Annotated in this window: 17 protein-coding genes; 6 read left to right on the plus strand and 11 right to left on the minus strand. The window is 40.4% G+C overall.

What is annotated here, in order from left to right:
- Nucleotides 1-124 precede the first annotated feature (124 nt).
- From BCU84_RS14050 to BCU84_RS14075, 6 genes are all read right to left on the minus strand, one after another.
- A complete protein-coding gene (locus BCU84_RS14050; protein ID WP_102528706.1) occupies nt 125-1255 on the minus strand; it encodes a cupin domain-containing protein in 1131 nt (376 codons plus the stop codon).
- Between the two features lie 101 nt (nt 1256-1356).
- Nucleotides 1357-2727: an adenylosuccinate lyase gene (gene purB, locus BCU84_RS14055; protein WP_102528707.1), complete on the minus strand. Its 1371-nt coding sequence runs from the start codon at nt 2725-2727 to the stop codon at nt 1357-1359.
- Nucleotides 2728-2767: 40 nt separating this feature from the next.
- On the minus strand, nt 2768-3388 hold the full coding sequence (gene hflD, locus BCU84_RS14060; RefSeq protein ID WP_102528708.1) for a high frequency lysogenization protein HflD: 621 nt from the start codon (nt 3386-3388) through the stop codon (nt 2768-2770).
- Between the two features lie 3 nt (nt 3389-3391).
- The gene (mnmA, locus tag BCU84_RS14065; protein WP_102528709.1) at nt 3392-4510 is read right to left on the minus strand and encodes a tRNA 2-thiouridine(34) synthase MnmA; all 1119 of its coding nucleotides are present in this window, start codon (nt 4508-4510) and stop codon (nt 3392-3394) included.
- Nucleotides 4511-4677: 167 nt separating this feature from the next.
- Nucleotides 4678-5157, minus strand: coding sequence for an NUDIX hydrolase (locus BCU84_RS14070; protein WP_102528710.1), 480 nt, complete (start codon nt 5155-5157; stop codon nt 4678-4680).
- 114 nt (nt 5158-5271) lie between these two features.
- Nucleotides 5272-5931 (minus strand): rRNA large subunit pseudouridine synthase E, encoded by a 660-nt coding sequence (locus BCU84_RS14075; RefSeq protein ID WP_102528711.1) that lies wholly within the window; start codon nt 5929-5931, stop codon nt 5272-5274.
- Between the two features lie 283 nt (nt 5932-6214).
- Between BCU84_RS14075 and BCU84_RS14080 the strand changes: the two genes are divergently transcribed.
- Entirely contained in the window at nt 6215-8440 is a 2226-nt protein-coding gene (locus BCU84_RS14080) for an NADP-dependent isocitrate dehydrogenase (RefSeq protein ID WP_102528712.1), read from the plus strand.
- Between the two features lie 241 nt (nt 8441-8681).
- On the opposite strand, the gene cspD is transcribed toward BCU84_RS14080, so the two are convergent.
- Nucleotides 8682-8888, minus strand: a complete 207-nt coding sequence (cspD, locus tag BCU84_RS14085; protein ID WP_055024439.1) for a cold shock domain-containing protein CspD — start codon at nt 8886-8888, stop codon at nt 8682-8684.
- A 195-nt stretch (nt 8889-9083) separates the two neighbouring features.
- On the opposite strand from cspD, the gene clpS reads away from it, so the two are divergent.
- Entirely contained in the window at nt 9084-9392 is a 309-nt protein-coding gene (gene clpS / locus BCU84_RS14090; RefSeq protein WP_102528713.1) for an ATP-dependent Clp protease adapter ClpS, read from the plus strand.
- A 60-nt stretch (nt 9393-9452) separates the two neighbouring features.
- Nucleotides 9453-11711 (plus strand): ATP-dependent Clp protease ATP-binding subunit ClpA, encoded by a 2259-nt coding sequence (gene clpA, locus BCU84_RS14095; RefSeq protein WP_102528714.1) that lies wholly within the window; start codon nt 9453-9455, stop codon nt 11709-11711.
- 134 nt (nt 11712-11845) lie between these two features.
- Here the strand turns inward: clpA and infA are convergent, their stop codons facing one another.
- The 3 genes from infA to aat all read right to left on the minus strand — a co-directional run bounded on the left by infA (nt 11846) and on the right by aat (nt 13559).
- Entirely contained in the window at nt 11846-12064 is a 219-nt protein-coding gene (gene infA, locus BCU84_RS14100) for a translation initiation factor IF-1 (RefSeq protein WP_011496276.1), read from the minus strand.
- An 84-nt stretch (nt 12065-12148) separates the two neighbouring features.
- Nucleotides 12149-12862 (minus strand): arginyltransferase, encoded by a 714-nt coding sequence (locus tag BCU84_RS14105; protein ID WP_102528715.1) that lies wholly within the window; start codon nt 12860-12862, stop codon nt 12149-12151.
- Nucleotides 12852-13559: a leucyl/phenylalanyl-tRNA--protein transferase gene (gene aat, locus BCU84_RS14110; RefSeq protein WP_102528716.1), complete on the minus strand. Its 708-nt coding sequence runs from the start codon at nt 13557-13559 to the stop codon at nt 12852-12854. The genes BCU84_RS14105 and aat overlap by 11 nt, the downstream gene beginning before the upstream one ends.
- Before the next feature lie 101 nt (nt 13560-13660).
- Here aat and BCU84_RS14115 point away from each other — a divergent pair, with 101 nt between their 5' ends.
- Nucleotides 13661-14104 carry a glycine zipper 2TM domain-containing protein gene (locus tag BCU84_RS14115; RefSeq protein ID WP_241906443.1) on the plus strand — a complete coding sequence of 148 codons (444 nt, stop codon included), beginning with the start codon at nt 13661-13663 and terminating at the stop codon, nt 14102-14104.
- Nucleotides 14105-14189: 85 nt separating this feature from the next.
- Here the strand turns inward: BCU84_RS14115 and BCU84_RS14120 are convergent, their stop codons facing one another.
- A complete protein-coding gene (locus BCU84_RS14120) occupies nt 14190-14552 on the minus strand; it encodes a hypothetical protein (RefSeq protein WP_102528718.1) in 363 nt (120 codons plus the stop codon).
- Nucleotides 14553-14749: 197 nt separating this feature from the next.
- Between BCU84_RS14120 and BCU84_RS14125 the strand changes: the two genes are divergently transcribed.
- Together BCU84_RS14125 and BCU84_RS14130 are read left to right on the plus strand one after the other, a co-directional pair.
- Complete coding sequence (locus BCU84_RS14125) at nt 14750-15517, plus strand: Nif3-like dinuclear metal center hexameric protein (protein ID WP_102528719.1); 768 nt, start codon at nt 14750-14752, stop codon at nt 15515-15517.
- Nucleotides 15518-15546: 29 nt separating this feature from the next.
- Nucleotides 15547-17508, plus strand: a complete 1962-nt coding sequence (locus BCU84_RS14130; protein WP_102528720.1) for a monovalent cation:proton antiporter-2 (CPA2) family protein — start codon at nt 15547-15549, stop codon at nt 17506-17508.
- The last annotated feature ends 68 nt before the right edge of the window (nt 17509-17576 follow it).

The following is a 17576-nucleotide window of genomic DNA, read 5'->3' on the forward strand; positions in this document are numbered from 1 at the left end:
GTAAGTGATAGCTGTGTTTCAATCAGTTTAACCAATATTAAAATTAAATTGAAAAGGCACAAAAGATGAATCTTTTGTGCCTTTTTAATATGTATCTTATAACCCATCAATGATAAATAATGGGTTATTCAGAGAAGTAAAACCAACCTTGATTGATAAACTCTGTGAGTATTAATAGTAAAGCGGGGTGATGACTCCAAGTCGATAACATTGGTTGACTGATTGAATGTTCATTAGCGATAACCTTGATAATTTCAGCATCGATGCCTTCAACACTAACTACTTCACCATTCACATAGAGATGGGCTTGTGTATCCGCCTCAAGTGTTAATACTTTTAAACCACCAATACGTTGCATACTTGCACCGTCTTCAATGGCTTCAATCATATCTTCAGCCGAAATAGGTTGCTCGAATGGATTAAGGTCAAGTTCAAAGCGATTTTGACTAAGCAACTTACCTAACATTGTTTGATACTGATTCGGGTTATTTGCTAGCTCAGCTAACAAGTTCATCATACCTTGTTGTTGCTGTTGGCTAACAATGCCTTTATTGGCTTGTTCTTCAGTTGAAATAAATCGCTGTTTACCCGCGTTATTGTCAATTAAAGAGTCTGCAAGTTCAGTTAATAGCTCTTGCTGACTAGGGGCCCTAAAACCAATGGAGTAACTTAACGCCAGTGTTAACGTTTCACCACAATGCGGATAACCAGGGGGAATATACAGTACATCGCCTTTGGTCAATACAACATCAATGATAGGCTCAAAGTCGTCTACTAAAGGGCTGTTTTTATCACCGCCACGCTGCTTATGGTGACCATTATTGCCCACTTGCCAGCGACGCTCACCTTCGCCTTGAATGATAAATACATCATAATTATCGATATGTGGTCCAACACCGCCTTTTGGCGTCGCAAAAGAGACCATTAGATCATCAAAGCGCCAGTCAGGTAAAAAACGAAAGGCTTCCACTAATGGCTGTGACTCAGGGTACCAATGGTTAACGGCTTGGACTAATAATTGCCAGCCATCTTCACCGTATTCGTCATAATCCTCAAATGGCCCTTGGACCACATTCCAGCCTTGAGCTTGTGTTTGCACAATACGTGAAGAAATATCTTCTTCCATGGCTAAACCCGCTAGTTCATCTGCAGAAATAGGATCTTCGAATGCATTGAAGGCATTTTTAATCACAATAGGTTTTTTTTGCCAGTTTTCACGTATGAATTCAGCAGTATCAAAATTTAATGTATACATAATTGTAAAAAAGGCGACAGCTCATAAGAGGTGTCGCCATTCCTTATTCTACAAACAAGTGACTTTTATAAATAATTTTATATAAGCATTTGTTTGGAAGATTATTTTAACTCGTCAACAAATGCTTCTGCACGGCCGATGTAGTTAGCTGGTGTCATTGTTTTAAGCTCTGCTTTGACACTGTCAGGCAGTTCTAAACCATCGATGAATAAAGCAAGTTGCTCGCCATCAATACGCTTACCACGTGTTAGCTCTTTTAATTTTTCATATGGCTTTTCAATACCATAACGACGCATTACTGTTTGTACCGGCTCAGCCAATACTTCCCAGTTTTTGTCGAGCTCTGCTAACAGGTTAGCTTCGTTAACTTCTAACTTGCTGATGCCTTTCATCGTTGCTTGATAAGCAATCAACGAGTGGGCCATACCAACACCTAGGTTACGTAAAACCGTAGAATCCGTTAAGTCACGTTGCCATCTTGAAACAGGTAATTTCGCGGCTAAATGCTGCATTAGCGCGTTAGCAATACCTAAGTTACCTTCTGAATTTTCAAAATCAATAGGGTTAACTTTATGCGGCATGGTTGAAGAACCAATTTCTCCAGCAATAGTACGCTGCTTGAAGTGGCCCATGGCAATGTAACCCCAGATATCACGATCGAAATCGATTAGGATTGTATTGAAACGTGCTACGGCATCAAATAATTCAGCAATGTAATCATGCGGTTCGATTTGAGTCGTGTATGGGTTCCAGTTAATGCCAAGGCTAGTCACAAAACGTTGTGACAGCTCATGCCAGTTAACTTCAGGGTAAGCTGAGATGTGTGCGTTGTAGTTACCTACTGCACCATTGATTTTACCCATGATTTCAACAGCGTTGATTTGGTTCAGTTGGCGCTCTAGACGTACAGCTACGTTTGCCATTTCTTTACCTAAAGTTGTAGGTGAAGCTGGTTGGCCGTGAGTACGTGACATTAGCGGTACAGACTTGTTATCTGTCGCTAACTTTTTAATGGCATCCACAATTTCTAAACACTGAGGTGCTAGAACAAGTTCACGCGCTTCTTTAAGCATTAACGCATGAGACAAGTTGTTAATGTCTTCTGAGGTACAAGCGAAATGAACAAATTCGTCAATAGCGACTAATTCAGCATTATCAGCAATTTGTTCTTTAATGAAATACTCAACCGCTTTAACGTCGTGGTTGGTGGTTCTTTCAATTGTTTTAACGCGTAATGCGTCTTCTTCGCTGAAGTTATCCTTGATGCTATCCAGTAAGATTAATGCTTCTTCACTGAATGGCGGAACTTCTTCAATCTCTGGGCAACTTGAAAGTAGTTTTAACCAGTTAATTTCAACTTGAACACGGTATTTAGTTAAACCGAATTCGCTGAAAATACCTCGTAATGAGGTGGTTTTGCTACCATAACGACCGTCTATCGGAGAGATAGCGGTCAGTGCAGAAAGATCCATTTGAAGCTCCTTGATGAACTTTTGTTGTAGGGTGATACGATTAATTATTTTTACGGCTGCTAATTGCAGTATCCACAATGGCCTTACGAGCAAAAACAAGGTGACGACGTTTGCCACCTAATTGACGCCATAAAACAGCACTGCGCATAGCTGATAGAAGTAAAGCACGGATTTTTTGTTGTACTTGCGGTTGTTGCAAGCAAGCTGGATTACCAGAAATTTGTAATTTAGGCCCAAGTTCGCTGATCACATCGCTATAAATACTCGCCAAACTTGCGACAATTTGCTCATCTGTGATGGCAAAGTGGTGTAACTGTCGATGGACTTGGTTAATTCGTTCTGCAAGCATGCCTAAGCCATTAGCTGAGCGAGCGAGTTTACGCTCCAGAGCGAGCATACCGACAAGATAGCGTGTGGTTTCAACATCTTTGCTATTACCATCACCTAATTGTTGTTCAATTAATTGATAGCCTTTATTTAATGCATGCTTATCTTGGTAGATATCAGATATTGATTCTGGGTCTGTCACCATAATGGTGTTCAAACTCGCAGCCATTGCGGTTTCGTCTGATTCACCATGTCGAGCAAGGTGTTGAACTTGAGCAACCGCTTGTAAAATACCTGCAAACGCCATAGTGCGTTCAAATAATACTTGGCTCACGACCTATCCTCTAATTAAGGTATCGATAATGCCGCCACCAAGGCAGACTTCACCATCATAAAATACGGCTGATTGACCTGGCGTTACCGCTGCAACAGGTTCATCAAACATGACTTTGATGTTATCAGCATCTACTGTTGTCACGGTGCATTTTACATCGTGTTGGCGATAGCGAGTTTTTACCGTAATGCTTGCTGGTGAGCTAGGGCCTTGGCGGTCAACCCAATGTAGCTGACTGACCATCATGCCATGAGACATTAGGCGAGGGTGGTTGCCACCTTGTGCGACGATTAATACGTTACGTAATAAGTCTTTTTCAACGACATACCAAGGGTCGTCATTGCTGTTTTTCAAGCCGCCGATACCTAAACCTTTGCGTTGCCCTAAGGTGTGATACATCAAACCTTGGTGAGTACCAATGACTTCACCTTCAGCGGTTTCTATATCACCAGGTTGTGCAGGTAAATACGTGCCTAAAAAGTCGGTAAACTTTCGCTCACCAATAAAGCAAATACCGGTGCTGTCTTTTTTATCATGGGTGATTAAGCCCATTTCTTTGGCGATATCACGAACTTGATATTTCTCTAACTCGCCCACTGGGAATAAGCTTTTAGCAACTTGCTTGTCACTTAAGGTGTAGAGGAAGTAACTTTGGTCTTTATTGCCGTCAACGCCACGTAGCATTTGGGTGGTGCCGTCTTCGTTATCTCGACGACGCACATAATGGCCCATAGCAATAAAGTCAGCATCAAGAATTTCGTCTGCGAATTCTAAAAATGCTTTGAATTTGATTTCTTTGTTACACATGATATCGGGATTTGGCGTGCGACCCGCTTTGTATTCTTCAAGGAAATGTTCAAATACATTGTCCCAATACTCTGAAGCGAAGTTAACTGTATGCAACTTAATACCGAGTTTGTCACAAACAGCCTGAGCATCTTTTAAATCTTCGGCTGCAAGACAGTATTCATCCGTGTCATCTTCTTCCCAGTTCTTCATAAATAATCCTTCAACCTGGTAGCCTTGCTGCATAAGCAGATAAGCTGAAACTGAAGAATCTACACCGCCGGACATACCTACGATGACTTTTTTACCATTTGAATTGGGATTGATTGATGTCATAAAACCTAAAAACCAGTGAATTTACGGATACAAGAGATGATCATGTGGTCGACGTTAGCGCTTTTCAAGTCGCTGTATATATATCGCCAAATGCTGTTATCAAAACCGGTCATAAAAACCGATGAAAAACATCACGAAAATCTCAAAAATGTGCGGCGCATATTCTATCATGCATTGTTGTTGTCGGCTATGATCTGCAAGTCACTATTAATCAGTGATAATGGGCTGTGAGCTTTATGTAAAAAGTCTTCTATGGATTTAATCACTAACGGGCTTCTAAGCTGATGTTTCCGCGCTTTAATTTCATCCAGAGTGAACCAATGGCAGGCAAGGATATCTTTATCTAAAGGCTGACAAATTATCAGGTTTTTAGTCTCAGCGGCAAAGGTAAAACGCACGAAGGATAATTGTTCATTCGGGCTAAACTGGTAGACGGCGATAATACCGAGAAGCTCGATATCTAGCCCCGTCTCTTCCTTAACTTCTCTTTTACAAGCTTCTGGTATCGATTCTTGCGCTTCAATATGACCTGCAGGTTGATTAAAGCGAGTTTCACCATCAATGATTTCTTCGACAAATAAAAATTTATTTTGGCAATGGATAACACAAGCGACCGTAGTATTAGGTTTATAACGTTCTTTTGTCATTGAGCTATCCTTTTGTCATAGAACTATTTTTTGGGCTTAGGCTATTCTTTGGGCTTGGGTTTATTTTAAGCTTAAGCATGGCTTGAAAGCTAAGCTTATGATGGTTATCAATTGTTACTGTGCAAGTGTTTTATATTGACCATTGGCAATGTCATCTAAACTCCATTGGCCTATTTTATAGCGAATTAATCTTAATGTAGGGTGACCAATATGTGCTGTCATTCTTCTAACCTGTCTGTTCCGGCCTTCACATATTTGGATTTCTAACCAAGTTGTTGGAATGGATTTGCGCTCTCTAACTGGGGGAACTCTGTCCCACACCGCTGGTTCATTCATCACAGTAACTTTGGCCGGTAAAGTCATACCATCTTTTAATTCAACACCTTGGCATAAGGCATTAATGGCTTGCTCACTGGGTTCACCTTCAACTTGCGCCCAATAAGTTTTAAATGTTTTTTTGTTAGGTTGAGTAATTTGAGCTTGTAATTTACCGTCATTAGTCAGCAATAATAAACCTTCACTGTCTCTATCTAATCTGCCAGCAGCATAAACATCTTTTACTGGGATAAAATCTTTTAATGTTTGTCTTCCTGACTCATCAGTAAATTGACATAGCACATCAAAAGGTTTGTTAAATAACACTATTATTGGGTTCTCAACTGCTTTTTTTACAGGGCGTTTAATGGTTTTTCTGGTATTGTTGCTAGACTTTTTGGCTGTTCTGGCAAATGCCGGTTTGCTATTAAATCGTTTTGTTTTGTCATTTGCTGGCATAAATAAGCCTATTTAAGAGCGAAATTAAGTTATTTTGCATAGTTTACTTGGCATTGGGCCTTAGTGGAATTTGAATCTGCGAGATAATGATCTATGATGTTGGCCTAAAAAATGTGATCTGTGCCCACTTTTGTACCCGCAGTCACAGTTAATTTTTCTATTTCATATGGATTTGTGCCGCAGATAAATAGACTTCGACAATTAGATTGAAGCTGTTTTAGGTAGATACTTATTACAATAATAATTTATAAAAACTTTTTATTTCAATAATGTAGGAAAAAGCATGAAAGATAACTCTCCAACGATCATTTATACTGAAACTGATGAAGCACCCGCATTAGCGACGCTTTCATTACTCCCTATCATCCGTACATTTACTAATGCTGCAGGTGTTAAAGTTGAGACCCGAGATATATCTTTATCAGGCCGTGTAATCGCAAACTTTCCTGAAAAGTTAACTGCTGAGCAGAAAATTTCTGACGCATTAACTGAATTAGGTGTTATGGCAGGCACTCCTGAAGCCAATATCATTAAATTACCTAATATCAGTGCCTCAATTCCGCAATTAAAAGCGTGTATTACAGAACTTCAAACTAAAGGTTATGACATTCCGAATTACCCGGACGAGCCAGCAACAGATGCTGAGCGTGATGTTCAAAGCCGTTACGACAAAATTAAAGGCAGTGCAGTAAACCCTGTATTACGTGAAGGTAACTCTGACCGCCGTGCGCCGACGTCAGTTAAAAACTATGCTAAGAAAAACCCACATTCAATGGGTAAGTGGGCGAGTGATTCAAAGTCTCATGTTGCACACATGAGCGAAGGCGACTTTTACGGTAGTGAACAGTCAGTCACATTAACAACTGCTGATACTGTTAATATCATACTGGCCCAAACTGATGGTCAAGAAGTGACACTTAAGCAGGGGCTTCCATTACTTGCAGGTGAAATCATTGATACTGCAGTTATGAGCAATAAAGCGCTGCAAGCATTTTACGAGCGTGAAATTGAAGCTGCTAAATCTGAAGACGTTTTATTATCTCTACACTTAAAAGCGACAATGATGAAAGTCTCTGATCCAATTTTATTTGGTCATGCTGTTAAGGTCTTCTTTAAAGATGTATTTACTAAGCATCAAGAATTATTTGATGAGCTAGGTGTAGATGTAAACAATGGTTTTGGTGATGTTTACGCTAAAATCGCAGGTTTACCTGAAGCTCAGCGTGCTGAAGTTGAAGCTGACATCGCAGCGGTATACGCAAAGCGTCCAGCACTTGCGATGGTAGATTCAGATAAAGGCATTACTAACCTTCATGTACCGAGTGACATCATTATTGATGCATCGATGCCTGCGGCTATCCGCTCATCAGGAAAAATGTGGGGCCCAGACGGCCAATTAAAAGACACTAAAGCAATGATCCCTGATCGTTGTTACGCGGGTGTTTACCAAGAAACTATTTCTTTCTGTAAAGAAAATGGTGCCTTTAACCCAACGACAATGGGCAGCGTGCCTAACGTTGGCCTAATGGCGCAAAAAGCAGAAGAATACGGCAGCCACGATAAAACATTTGAAATAGCATCAGCAGGTGTTGTTAAAGTGATCAATAGCGCGGGTGATGTGCTAATGAGCCACAATGTTGAAGCGGGTGATATCTTCAGAATGTGTCAGGTGAAAGATGCGCCTATCCGTGACTGGGTTAAACTAGCGGTTAATCGTTCTCGTTTAAGCAACACACCAGCAATCTTCTGGTTAGACAGCAAGCGTGCACATGATGCGCAGCTCATCACTAAAGTAGAATTGTACTTAAAAGATCACGATACAGCAGGTCTTGATTTACAAATTTTAGCACCAGTTGAAGCAACACGAGCGACACTTGCCCGTGTTCATGAAGGTCTAGATACGATTTCAGTCACTGGTAACGTTTTACGTGATTACTTAACTGATTTATTCCCAATTTTAGAACTGGGTACCAGTGCTAAAATGCTATCAATCGTACCACTAATGAATGGCGGTGGCTTATTTGAAACTGGCGCAGGTGGTAGTGCACCTAAGCATGTTCAACAGGTTGAGAAAGAAGGGCATTTACGTTGGGATTCTTTAGGTGAGTTCTTGGCATTAGCGGCTTCATTAGAGCACTTAAGTCAAACTCAGAATAATCCTAAAGCACAGGTATTAGCTGATACGCTTGATACTGCGATTGGACAGTTCTTAGATAGCAATAAGTCTCCTTCACGTCGTGTAGGTGAATTGGATAACCGTGGTAGTCACTTCTATCTTGCTATGTACTGGGCACAAGCTTTATCAGTTCAAACGGCTGACACCTCATTTGCAGCTGAATTTTCTGCATTAGCTGAGTCATTAACCACTAACGAAGCGGAGATTGTTGCTGAACTGAATGGTTCACAAGGCCCAGCTGTCGATTTAGGCGGTTATTTCCGTTTAGATGCAGCAAAAGCTGAAACAGCAATGCGTCCAAGTGCATTATTGAATTCGTTTATTACTGCGTAATTTAATATTTAGCGGTATCGCTTAAGATAAAAACAGAGGCCTTGTGTCTCTGTTTTTTTATTTGGGTTTAAAAATGAGTGATATTAACGTGATGATACAAAGATTTTTGTAACTAAGTTTGTCAATATTAAAATAAATGTTGAGTGTTTTTCAGGCAAACAAATCGTTATTGATAATTAATTGGCTAAATAAAAAAGGCAGAGATTAAAATCTCTGCCTTTTTGTATTATAGTTTCACCGACTATTTAGTTGGTGAAATGGCTGAAGCATGCATCCCTTTTGGGCCCTGCTCAGTTTCGAAATCTACCGGTTGGCCCGCTTTTAGCGTTCTGTAACCTTCCATTTCGATTGTTGAATAATGCGCAAATACATCTTCGCCACCCTGATCTGGGCAAATAAACCCGAATCCTTTGGCGTTGTTGAACCATTTAACAGTTCCGCTTGCCATACTTCCACTTCCTTCTGTTGTCTACTTACCAGTAAGATAGTAAAACTTATTTTTATCAGCGGTCTCTATTGCCGCCTCAGAACAGAATGAAATTTGTACGAAAAGATGTCAAGTAAAAATTAACAAAATGACAACATTTAATTAATTTAATAATATCAATTGGTCTTGTACCAAACTAGAGGCTAGTATTAACTCATGGGTAGATTAGGCAGCGTAGAGCACACAGAAGAACGTGTTGAATCGGAGCTACAACCACCTTCAATGTACAAAGTCGTGTTAAATAACGATGATTACACTCCGATGGATTTCGTGATAGAAGTGTTACAACGCTTTTTTAATAAGGATGAACAACAAGCCACCGATATTATGTTGGCTATCCATCACCAAGGTAAGGGAATATGTGGTGTTTACTCGTTTGGCATTGCCGAAACGAAAGTGTTACAAGTAAATCAATTTGCCAAAGAAAACCAACATCCATTACTGTGTTCATTAGAAACCGCATAATGAATTAGTTGATTCTCCGTCGGTAACTCTGCAGTTTATGAGTATTTTTAGGGGGTGCTTATGCTAAACAAAGATCTCGAAGTCACCTTGAACCTAGCGTTTCAACAAGCTAGAGATTCACGTCATGAATATATGACGGTAGAACATTTATTATTAGCATTAATTAATAACCCATCGGCCAAAGAAGCATTATTGGCTTGTGGCGCGGATATTACTCGTCTCCACGAGGAAGTATCTAACTTCATTCAACAAACAACCCCATTGATCGCTGAAACCACAGAAGAACGTGAAACCCAACCAACCTTAGGTTTTCAACGTGTACTTCAACGTGCAGTATTTCATGTGCAATCGTCCGGTCGTAATGAAGTCACTGGCGCAAATGTGTTAGTGGCGATATTCAGTGAGCAAGAGTCACAAGCAGTATATTTACTCCGCCGTTGTGAAATAACCCGTTTAGATGTGGTTAACTTTATTTCTCATGGTTTACCGAAAGATGATGACGACTCTGAAATTAATAACCCGGAAGCTTCAGAGGAAGGCGGTGAAGCTGCTGAAGACAGAAGCTTGTTATCGCAATTCGCTACCGATTTAAATCAACTTTCTAAAGACGGTGTGATTGATCCATTAATTGGTCGTGATGATGAAGTCGAACGTGCGATTCAAACCTTATGTCGTCGTAGAAAGAATAATCCATTACTCGTCGGTGAAGCCGGTGTGGGTAAGACTGCCATTGCTGAAGGCCTCGCGTACCGTATTGTTAACGAACAAGTGCCAGACGTCATCAAAGATGCAACTGTGTATTCATTAGATTTAGGTTCGTTGCTTGCTGGTACTAAATACCGTGGTGATTTTGAGAAACGCTTTAAAGGTTTACTCAAGGAGTTAGGTAAAAATGAACATGCTATTTTGTTCATTGATGAAATCCATACCATTATTGGCGCAGGTGCGGCATCCGGTGGAGTAATGGATGCGTCAAACCTGTTAAAGCCTTTATTGTCTAACGGCTCACTACGCTGCATGGGCTCAACTACGTTCCAGGAATATCAAAGCATTTTTGAGAAAGATCGTGCATTGGCAAGACGTTTCCAAAAAATTGATATTAATGAGCCATCAGTGGCTGAGACGACAAAAATTCTGTTAGGTCTTAAGTCCAAATACGAAGAGCATCATGGTGTGCGTTACACCCAAGCAGCAATTAGTTCAGCAGCGAGCTTATCTGCTAAACATATCAATGATCGTCACTTGCCTGATAAGGCCATCGACGTGATTGATGAAGCAGGTGCTCGAATGGTGATGCTGCCACAAAGTAAACGCAAGAAAACCATCGGCCAGCCAGAAATTGAAGCGATAATTGCTAAAATTGCTCGTATACCTGAGAAGTCGGTATCTTCGACTGATAAGGATTTACTTAAAAACCTTGAGCGTAACCTTAAAATGTTGGTGTTTGGCCAAAATAAGGCGATTGAGGGGCTCAGTTCAGCGATTAGGTTATCTCGTAGCGGTTTAGGCGCAGAAAAGAAACCTGTGGGTAGTTTCTTATTTGCTGGCCCAACAGGTGTCGGTAAAACAGAAGTCACCAATCAATTGGCCTCATGCTTAAACATGAAGTTAATTCGTTTCGATATGTCTGAGTACATGGAACGTCATGCGGTTTCACGCCTTATTGGTTCGCCTCCAGGTTATGTGGGTTATGAGCAAGGCGGTTTATTAACTGATGCCGTGATTAAAAATCCTCATTGTGTAGTGTTATTGGATGAAATTGAAAAAGCCCATCCAGATGTCTATAACTTGCTGCTGCAAGTGATGGATCACGGCACACTGACAGATAACAATGGTCGTAAAGCTGATTTTAGAAACGTAACTTTAGTGATGACAACCAATGCGGGTGTGCAAGAAACAATTCGTACATCGATTGGCTTTAAGCAGCAAGATAATAGTCTTAATGCAATGTCAGAAATCAATAAAGTGTTTACCCCAGAGTTTCGTAACCGTTTAGATTCAATTATATGGTTTAACCATTTAGACATGACCATTATCGCGAAAGTGGTTGATAAGTTCTTAATTGAATTACAAGCGCAGTTAGACGAGAAACGAGTAACACTGGAAGTAACTGATGAAGCGCGGACGCTGCTTGCTGAGAAAGGTTACGATAAAAACATGGGCGCTAGACCAATGGCGCGTGTGGTGACTGAACTCATTAAACGTCCATTAGCTGATGAAGTACTTTTCGGTAAGCTTGAAGCTGGCGGTACAGCTAAAGTGGATGTTAAGGACAACGAGATTGTTATTCATTGTGAATGTTTAGAGAAAGTATCGTAATTCGCTAATTAATTTATCGGGTTAATAAAAATGGCTATCTGAAATCAGATAGCCATTTTTTTCGCATCAACGTTAATCTTTAGCCAATAAAAAACCCGACAATTAAGCCGGGTTTTTAAATAGATGAGGCAGTATTAACGTGCGCGGAAGACGATACGACCTTTACTTAAATCGTAAGGAGTCAACTGAACCGTAACTTTATCACCCGTTAAAATACGGATGTAGTTTTTGCGCATTTTGCCAGAAATGTGTGCAATCACAACATGACCATTTTCAAGTTCAACGCGGAACATTGTATTTGGCAAGGTCTCAAGGATTGTGCCCTGCATTTCAATGTTGTCTTCTTTCGCCATTAATTGGTTACCTTTATGCCTTCAAATATAAAAAAATTCGCCGTATCATGCCCCAAAAAGCGCTTGCTGTAAAGGATTGAAACACTATAGCGTGGGTTCTTTTTCAATATGTTGCCATCCATTTGCTGTTAATATTTGATATGGACGATATAAACGTTTGTAATTCATTTTTCTATTTTCATCAATTTGATAGCCCAAATACAAAAATTGCTTAGCTAACTGTTGGGCTAATTCACACTGTATTAAGATCATATAAACCCCTAACGAACGTTTGGCGTAATCAGGGTCAAAATAACTGTAAATTGCAGAGAGACTATTATTCATCGCGTCTGTTACTGCTACACCAATCAACTTATCTTGTAGATAAACCTCGATATAAGTCGCTTCTAACCAAGTACACTTTAAAAAATCATTGAACTGGTCTTCACTTGGCGGATACATAGGGCCATCAGAATGGCGACCAATAATATATCGCTCGTATAACTCGTAATGGGCTTCTGTGACTTGATGAGTGACTTTCCAGTGCAGGTCTTGGTTATTTTTTAAGGTCCTTTTCTGTCTTTTTGATAACTTAAATTCAGGTACTACGACTCGAATGGACTGGCATGCAGAGCAACTCGGACAGCGCGGTTTGTAAATTGAATTTCCGTTGCGCCTAAATCCCATACCTAAAAGCTGCTCAAATAATTGACTATCAAGTTGAGACTCTTGAATGATAAGTAACTGCTCAGTTAATCCTTCGATATAACTGCAATCAAATGGGTGGCTAATGCCAACGCTGACGCTTCTAGAACTCAAAACAGACCTCTTGTGCTATCCATGCATTATTGTCGATGACACTATTTCGTAGTTGCCGAAGCGATAACAGAAAGTCCTCACGAGGGCAGGCTTGTGCGCCAAGATTTTCTAAATGTGGGTTCATTATTTGAGCGTCAATTAACTTAAAACCGTATCGAGAAATATGCTGGTTTAACATGGCAAAGGCCGCTTTGGATGCATTCGTTTGGCGGTGAAACATGGATTCACCACAAAATACACTGCCTACAGCAATGCCATACAAGCCGCCTATAAGTTCGTTATCGTCCCAAACCTCAATTGAATGGGCTTTTCCAAGCCTATGTAGCTGGATATAAGCCTCCTGAATGTCAGATGATATCCATGTGCCTTGTTGTGTGAGTCGTGGCTCTGAACAGGCTTTGATGACATCAGCAAAGGCATGATTGATGGTGTAACGCCACTGTGTTTTACGTAGATATTTTTTCATGCTTTTATTAAGCGGCTGAACTTTTGGTTTGAAAATAGCTCTAGGCTCAGGTGACCACCATAGAATAGGGTCATCATCATTAAACCAAGGGAAAATGCCTTGATAATAAGCTTCAACTAAACGTTGAGGTGATAAGTCACCTCCGATAGCAAGTAAACCATTGGGTTCATCAAGTGCTTGTTGCGGATCAGGAAAGTGCGGAAGATGATTTAAATAAGACAGTGAGTTCACAATTAAGTATATTATTTACTAAACCTTATATATACGTTAGCGGAATTTTGCCTATGTTGAAACTCACAAACAGCTTAGTGATACGATTTAGTGCGCTTTTAATGTTATTAATGGCTGCTGTTAGCACGTCAGCGAGTGCAGCTTACGATAGAAACCAAGCTGTACCGGTTGAAAAAGTGGTTTATGGTCAGGTTGAGTCGATAAAACATGTCACTCAAACTCAATTAGTTGAAGATCGTAATCTAGGTTGGAAAACTTTCGGAGGCGCATTAATAGGCGGCGTCGTTGGTCATCAATTTGGCGGCGGTTCTGGCCAAGATGTTGCGACCGTTTTAGGTGCATTACTAGGCGGCGCAGCTGCAAATCAGTACGGTAACTCTACTCGCACACTTGAATATAAGCTCATTGAAATGATGATTAATTTAGATGATGGCACACAAGTGATGGTGATACAGGACTTAGACCCTGGCATGTCATTTGTTGCAGGAGATGAAGTACGCGTTGTTTATCTTAAAGGTTATGTTCGCGTCGATATCGCCATGTAGCCATGTAGCCATGTAGCAATGATTAATGCAATGAATAAAAAAGGAGCCATTGGCTCCTTTTTAGTTTTTATCATATAAGCAAAGATTAGAAGCCGCGTGGCAGTGTATTTTTACCAGCGTTCGCTAATTTTTCGCGCCATAATTCTTTTGGCGTTTTGCCACCAGATTTATTTGCCGTTTTTGCTGCTGGCTTTTTGGCCACTGCTTTTTTTGCAGCAGGCTTAGCCGCTGGTTTTTTAGCTACATCTTGCTTAGCTGCAGGCGCTTCTACTGATTGACCTTGTGTTGCTTCAAGGTGCATTTGCTCAAGATCGCTAAAGCGTAAAGACTTGCCGCCATCAATTTTATACCAACTGCCTTTCTGTTCAATTTCAACAGTTTTTGAAGTTTGCTTTTCAAGAGCAGCTTTTAATTCGGCGATAAGCGCTTCTTTAGTCAAGTTAGACATTTTGAGACCTATTTTTTTGTAATGAATAGTTTATTTAATGTTTTCAACATCCCTTAGGTCTAATTTTAGTGTTTAATGCACCCAAAAGTCCAATTTAAGCCAAAATAGCTTAGCAAATAATCAATCTTAACAAGGGTTTTTCAATAAGTATTGGACTGAGTTACACTATTATTATCAAAAATTTTAGGGTTAGTTTTATGTCATTAACGTCTGTATCTCGCCAACAATTATCCAAATATCTAAATGATTTTCTTAATGTAAAACAATTCAAAGACTATGCGCCAAATGGTCTACAGGTGCAGGGCAGTGACAACATTAAGACTATCGTGACTGGCGTAACAGCCTGCCAAGCACTCATTGAGCAAGCTGCAGCACTCAATGCTGATGCCATTATCGTACATCATGGTTTTTTTTGGAAAAACGAACCTGAAGTGATCACCGGGATGAAATACAATCGAATTAAGGCGTTAATGACCCACGATATTAATTTATTCGGCTATCATTTACCTTTAGATGCCCATCCAACATTAGGTAATAATGCCGAGCTTGCGAATAAACTAGGCTTGGTTGATGTAGAAATTTGTGCCGATATTTCACAAGATTTATTGTGGCAGGGTAAGTTACCGAAACCGTTAAGTGTTTCACAAATGAGTGAGTTACTTACAGAAAAACTCAACAAAACACCATTACACATTGGTGATAAAGAACAACTTATTAGCTCATTAGCTTGGTGTACCGGTGGTGCTCAAGATTATATCGATCATGCGGCATCACTTGGCGTGGATGCTTTCATCAGCGGTGAGGTCTCAGAGCGAACTTTTCACTGTGCAATGGAGCAAGGTATACATTATTTTGCTGCAGGTCATCATGCGACTGAGCAGTTTGGCATACAAGCTTTGGGTGAGCATTTAGCTGAACAATTTGGTTTGACCCATCATTTTATTGATATTGTTAATCCAGTTTAACTTTCTGATATCGCTTAAGGAATAGCATCATGACAGAATATTTTATCCAAGCATTTATTTATTTGTCTGCCGCTGTTATAGCAGTGCCTATAGCGCAGAGAATGGGCTTAGGCTCTGTGCTGGGGTATTTAATTGCTGGGGTGATTATTGGTCCCATTGTGGGGCTGGTCGGCAGTGAAACAAACACCATTCAGCATTTTGCCGAATTTGGTGTTGTGATGATGCTATTTTTAGTTGGTTTAGAACTTGAGCCTAAAATGCTCTGGTCGATGAGGAACCGACTGTTGGGAATGGGGGGCTTACAGGTTGGTTTATCAACCGGTATTGTGATGGCTATTGCGCTGATGTTTGAGTTCCAATGGACTGTCGCATTAACAATCGGCTTAATTTTCTCGCTATCCTCAACGGCCATTGTGCTGCAAACCTTAAATGAAAAAGGTCTAACCAAGACAACGGCAGGTAAGAACGCTTTCTCAGTGTTGTTATTTCAAGATATAGCCGTCATTCCAATGCTGGCATTGATTCCTCTTCTAGCATTACCAGAGCTGGTGGAAGCTGCTCAATCCTCTGTTGCTGCGGCAGCGGAACACCATGATGAACTATCTTTAGTCGCTAACTTACCCGGTGGCTTATACGCCTTGGTGTTAGTACTTTCAATAGGGGTAGTCGTGTTTGGCGGGCACTATTTAAGCCGACCTGTTTTTAGGTTTATTGCCGATTCTGGTGTGCGTGAAATATCCACGGCAGCGGCTTTATTGTTAGTCATTGGTATTGCAACTTTAATGAGTTTAGTTGGCGTGTCGCCAGCGTTAGGCACTTTTCTAGCGGGTGTAGTACTGGCTAATAGTGAATTCAAACATGAATTAGAAACTCATATCGGCCCATTCAAAGGTTTATTACTCGGTTTGTTTTTTATCACCGTAGGTGCGGGAATAGATTTTGAAATTTTGTGGCAGTATTTAGGTGTTATTCTTGGTGCTACAGCCGCTGTGATGATAGTAAAAGGCTTAGTCTTATTGTTATTGAGTTTTATATTTAGGATTAAAGGCAGTGATAGATGGCTATACACCTTAAGTTTAGCCCAGGCAGGTGAGTTTGGGTTTGTGTTACTCAGCTTTAGCCAGCAAAACCATGTGATTTCAGTAGAAGTCGCACAGCCTTTATCGATTGTAGTGGCTTTATCGATGTTCCTAACCCCTGGATTGTTTATTTTTTATGAAAAAGTAATTTTACCTAAATATCAACAAACATCGAACGATCGCGAGCAAGATCAAGTTGATGAACAAGGCACCGTTATCATTGCTGGGATAGGCCGTTTTGGTCAGATAGTCAATCGACTGTTACTGTCTAATGGGGTTAAGACGGTGGTGTTAGATCATCAAGCGACCCAAGTCGATAATCTACGTAAAGTCAATACTAAAGCCTTTTATGGCGACGCTACGAGACCAGATTTACTTGAGACCGCAGGTGTTGCCACGGCATCAGCATTTGTTGTAGCGATAGATAATCCACAAGCCAGTGTAGAGCTGGTTAAGCACCTAAAACATAAATACCCTAAACTGAAAGTGATTAGCCGAGCATTTGACCGTGGACATGGCCATTTATTACGTCAGGCGGGGGCTGATTACGTTGAGTCAGAGACGTTTCGCTCAGCGTTAAAAGTCGGAGCCGAATCAATGAAAGCGATGGGCTTTTCTGATGAGCTTGTGCAACGACAAAAGAAGACTTACATGCGAGTTGAGAGTGAAGCTTCTGAAGTGCTTTATAACGAGTGGGCTAATCGTTCAGATGGTGAAAAATTTGGTGGCGATTTTATCAACTTGTTTATTGAATACGAGGAACGTTTAAAAGAGGCTATCGTAGCTGATACTGAAGCGTATAAAAGTCAACGATTCGCCCAAGAACATCCTTGCGACCCAGACAAAGAAAACTGCGGTAAAATAAATAGTAATGACACTGAAAAAGACTTAGAAACTAAGTTGATGTCTTAAATTTTATTATTCATAACGCATTAAAAAAGCCGTCAAATGACGGCTTTTTTCTTGTTAATAAGTCAGTA

The organism is Shewanella sp. 10N.286.51.B7, assembly GCF_002873615.1.
In the GTDB taxonomy this organism is placed as follows: Bacteria; Pseudomonadota; Gammaproteobacteria; order Enterobacterales; family Shewanellaceae; genus Shewanella; species Shewanella electrodiphila.

Coding starts and splice junctions, on each gene's coding strand:
- BCU84_RS14080 (WP_102528712.1), top strand. CDS start 6,215: ATGAAAGATAACTCTCCAACGATCATTTATACTGAAACTGATGAAGCA.
- BCU84_RS14125 (WP_102528719.1), top strand. CDS start 14,750: ATGTCATTAACGTCTGTATCTCGCCAACAATTATCCAAATATCTAAAT.
- mnmA (WP_102528709.1), bottom strand. CDS start 4,510: ATGACATCAATCAATCCCAATTCAAATGGTAAAAAAGTCATCGTAGGT.
- purB (WP_102528707.1), bottom strand. CDS start 2,727: ATGGATCTTTCTGCACTGACCGCTATCTCTCCGATAGACGGTCGTTAT.
- BCU84_RS14070 (WP_102528710.1), bottom strand. CDS start 5,157: ATGACAAAAGAACGTTATAAACCTAATACTACGGTCGCTTGTGTTATC.
- BCU84_RS14120 (WP_102528718.1), bottom strand. CDS start 14,552: ATGTCTAACTTGACTAAAGAAGCGCTTATCGCCGAATTAAAAGCTGCT.
- cspD (WP_055024439.1), bottom strand. CDS start 8,888: ATGGCAAGCGGAACTGTTAAATGGTTCAACAACGCCAAAGGATTCGGG.
- BCU84_RS14115 (WP_241906443.1), top strand. CDS start 13,661: ATGTTATTAATGGCTGCTGTTAGCACGTCAGCGAGTGCAGCTTACGAT.
- clpA (WP_102528714.1), top strand. CDS start 9,453: ATGCTAAACAAAGATCTCGAAGTCACCTTGAACCTAGCGTTTCAACAA.
- BCU84_RS14050 (WP_102528706.1), bottom strand. CDS start 1,255: ATGTATACATTAAATTTTGATACTGCTGAATTCATACGTGAAAACTGG.
- BCU84_RS14130 (WP_102528720.1), top strand. CDS start 15,547: ATGACAGAATATTTTATCCAAGCATTTATTTATTTGTCTGCCGCTGTT.
- infA (WP_011496276.1), bottom strand. CDS start 12,064: ATGGCGAAAGAAGACAACATTGAAATGCAGGGCACAATCCTTGAGACC.
- BCU84_RS14075 (WP_102528711.1), bottom strand. CDS start 5,931: ATGCCAGCAAATGACAAAACAAAACGATTTAATAGCAAACCGGCATTT.
- clpS (WP_102528713.1), top strand. CDS start 9,084: ATGGGTAGATTAGGCAGCGTAGAGCACACAGAAGAACGTGTTGAATCG.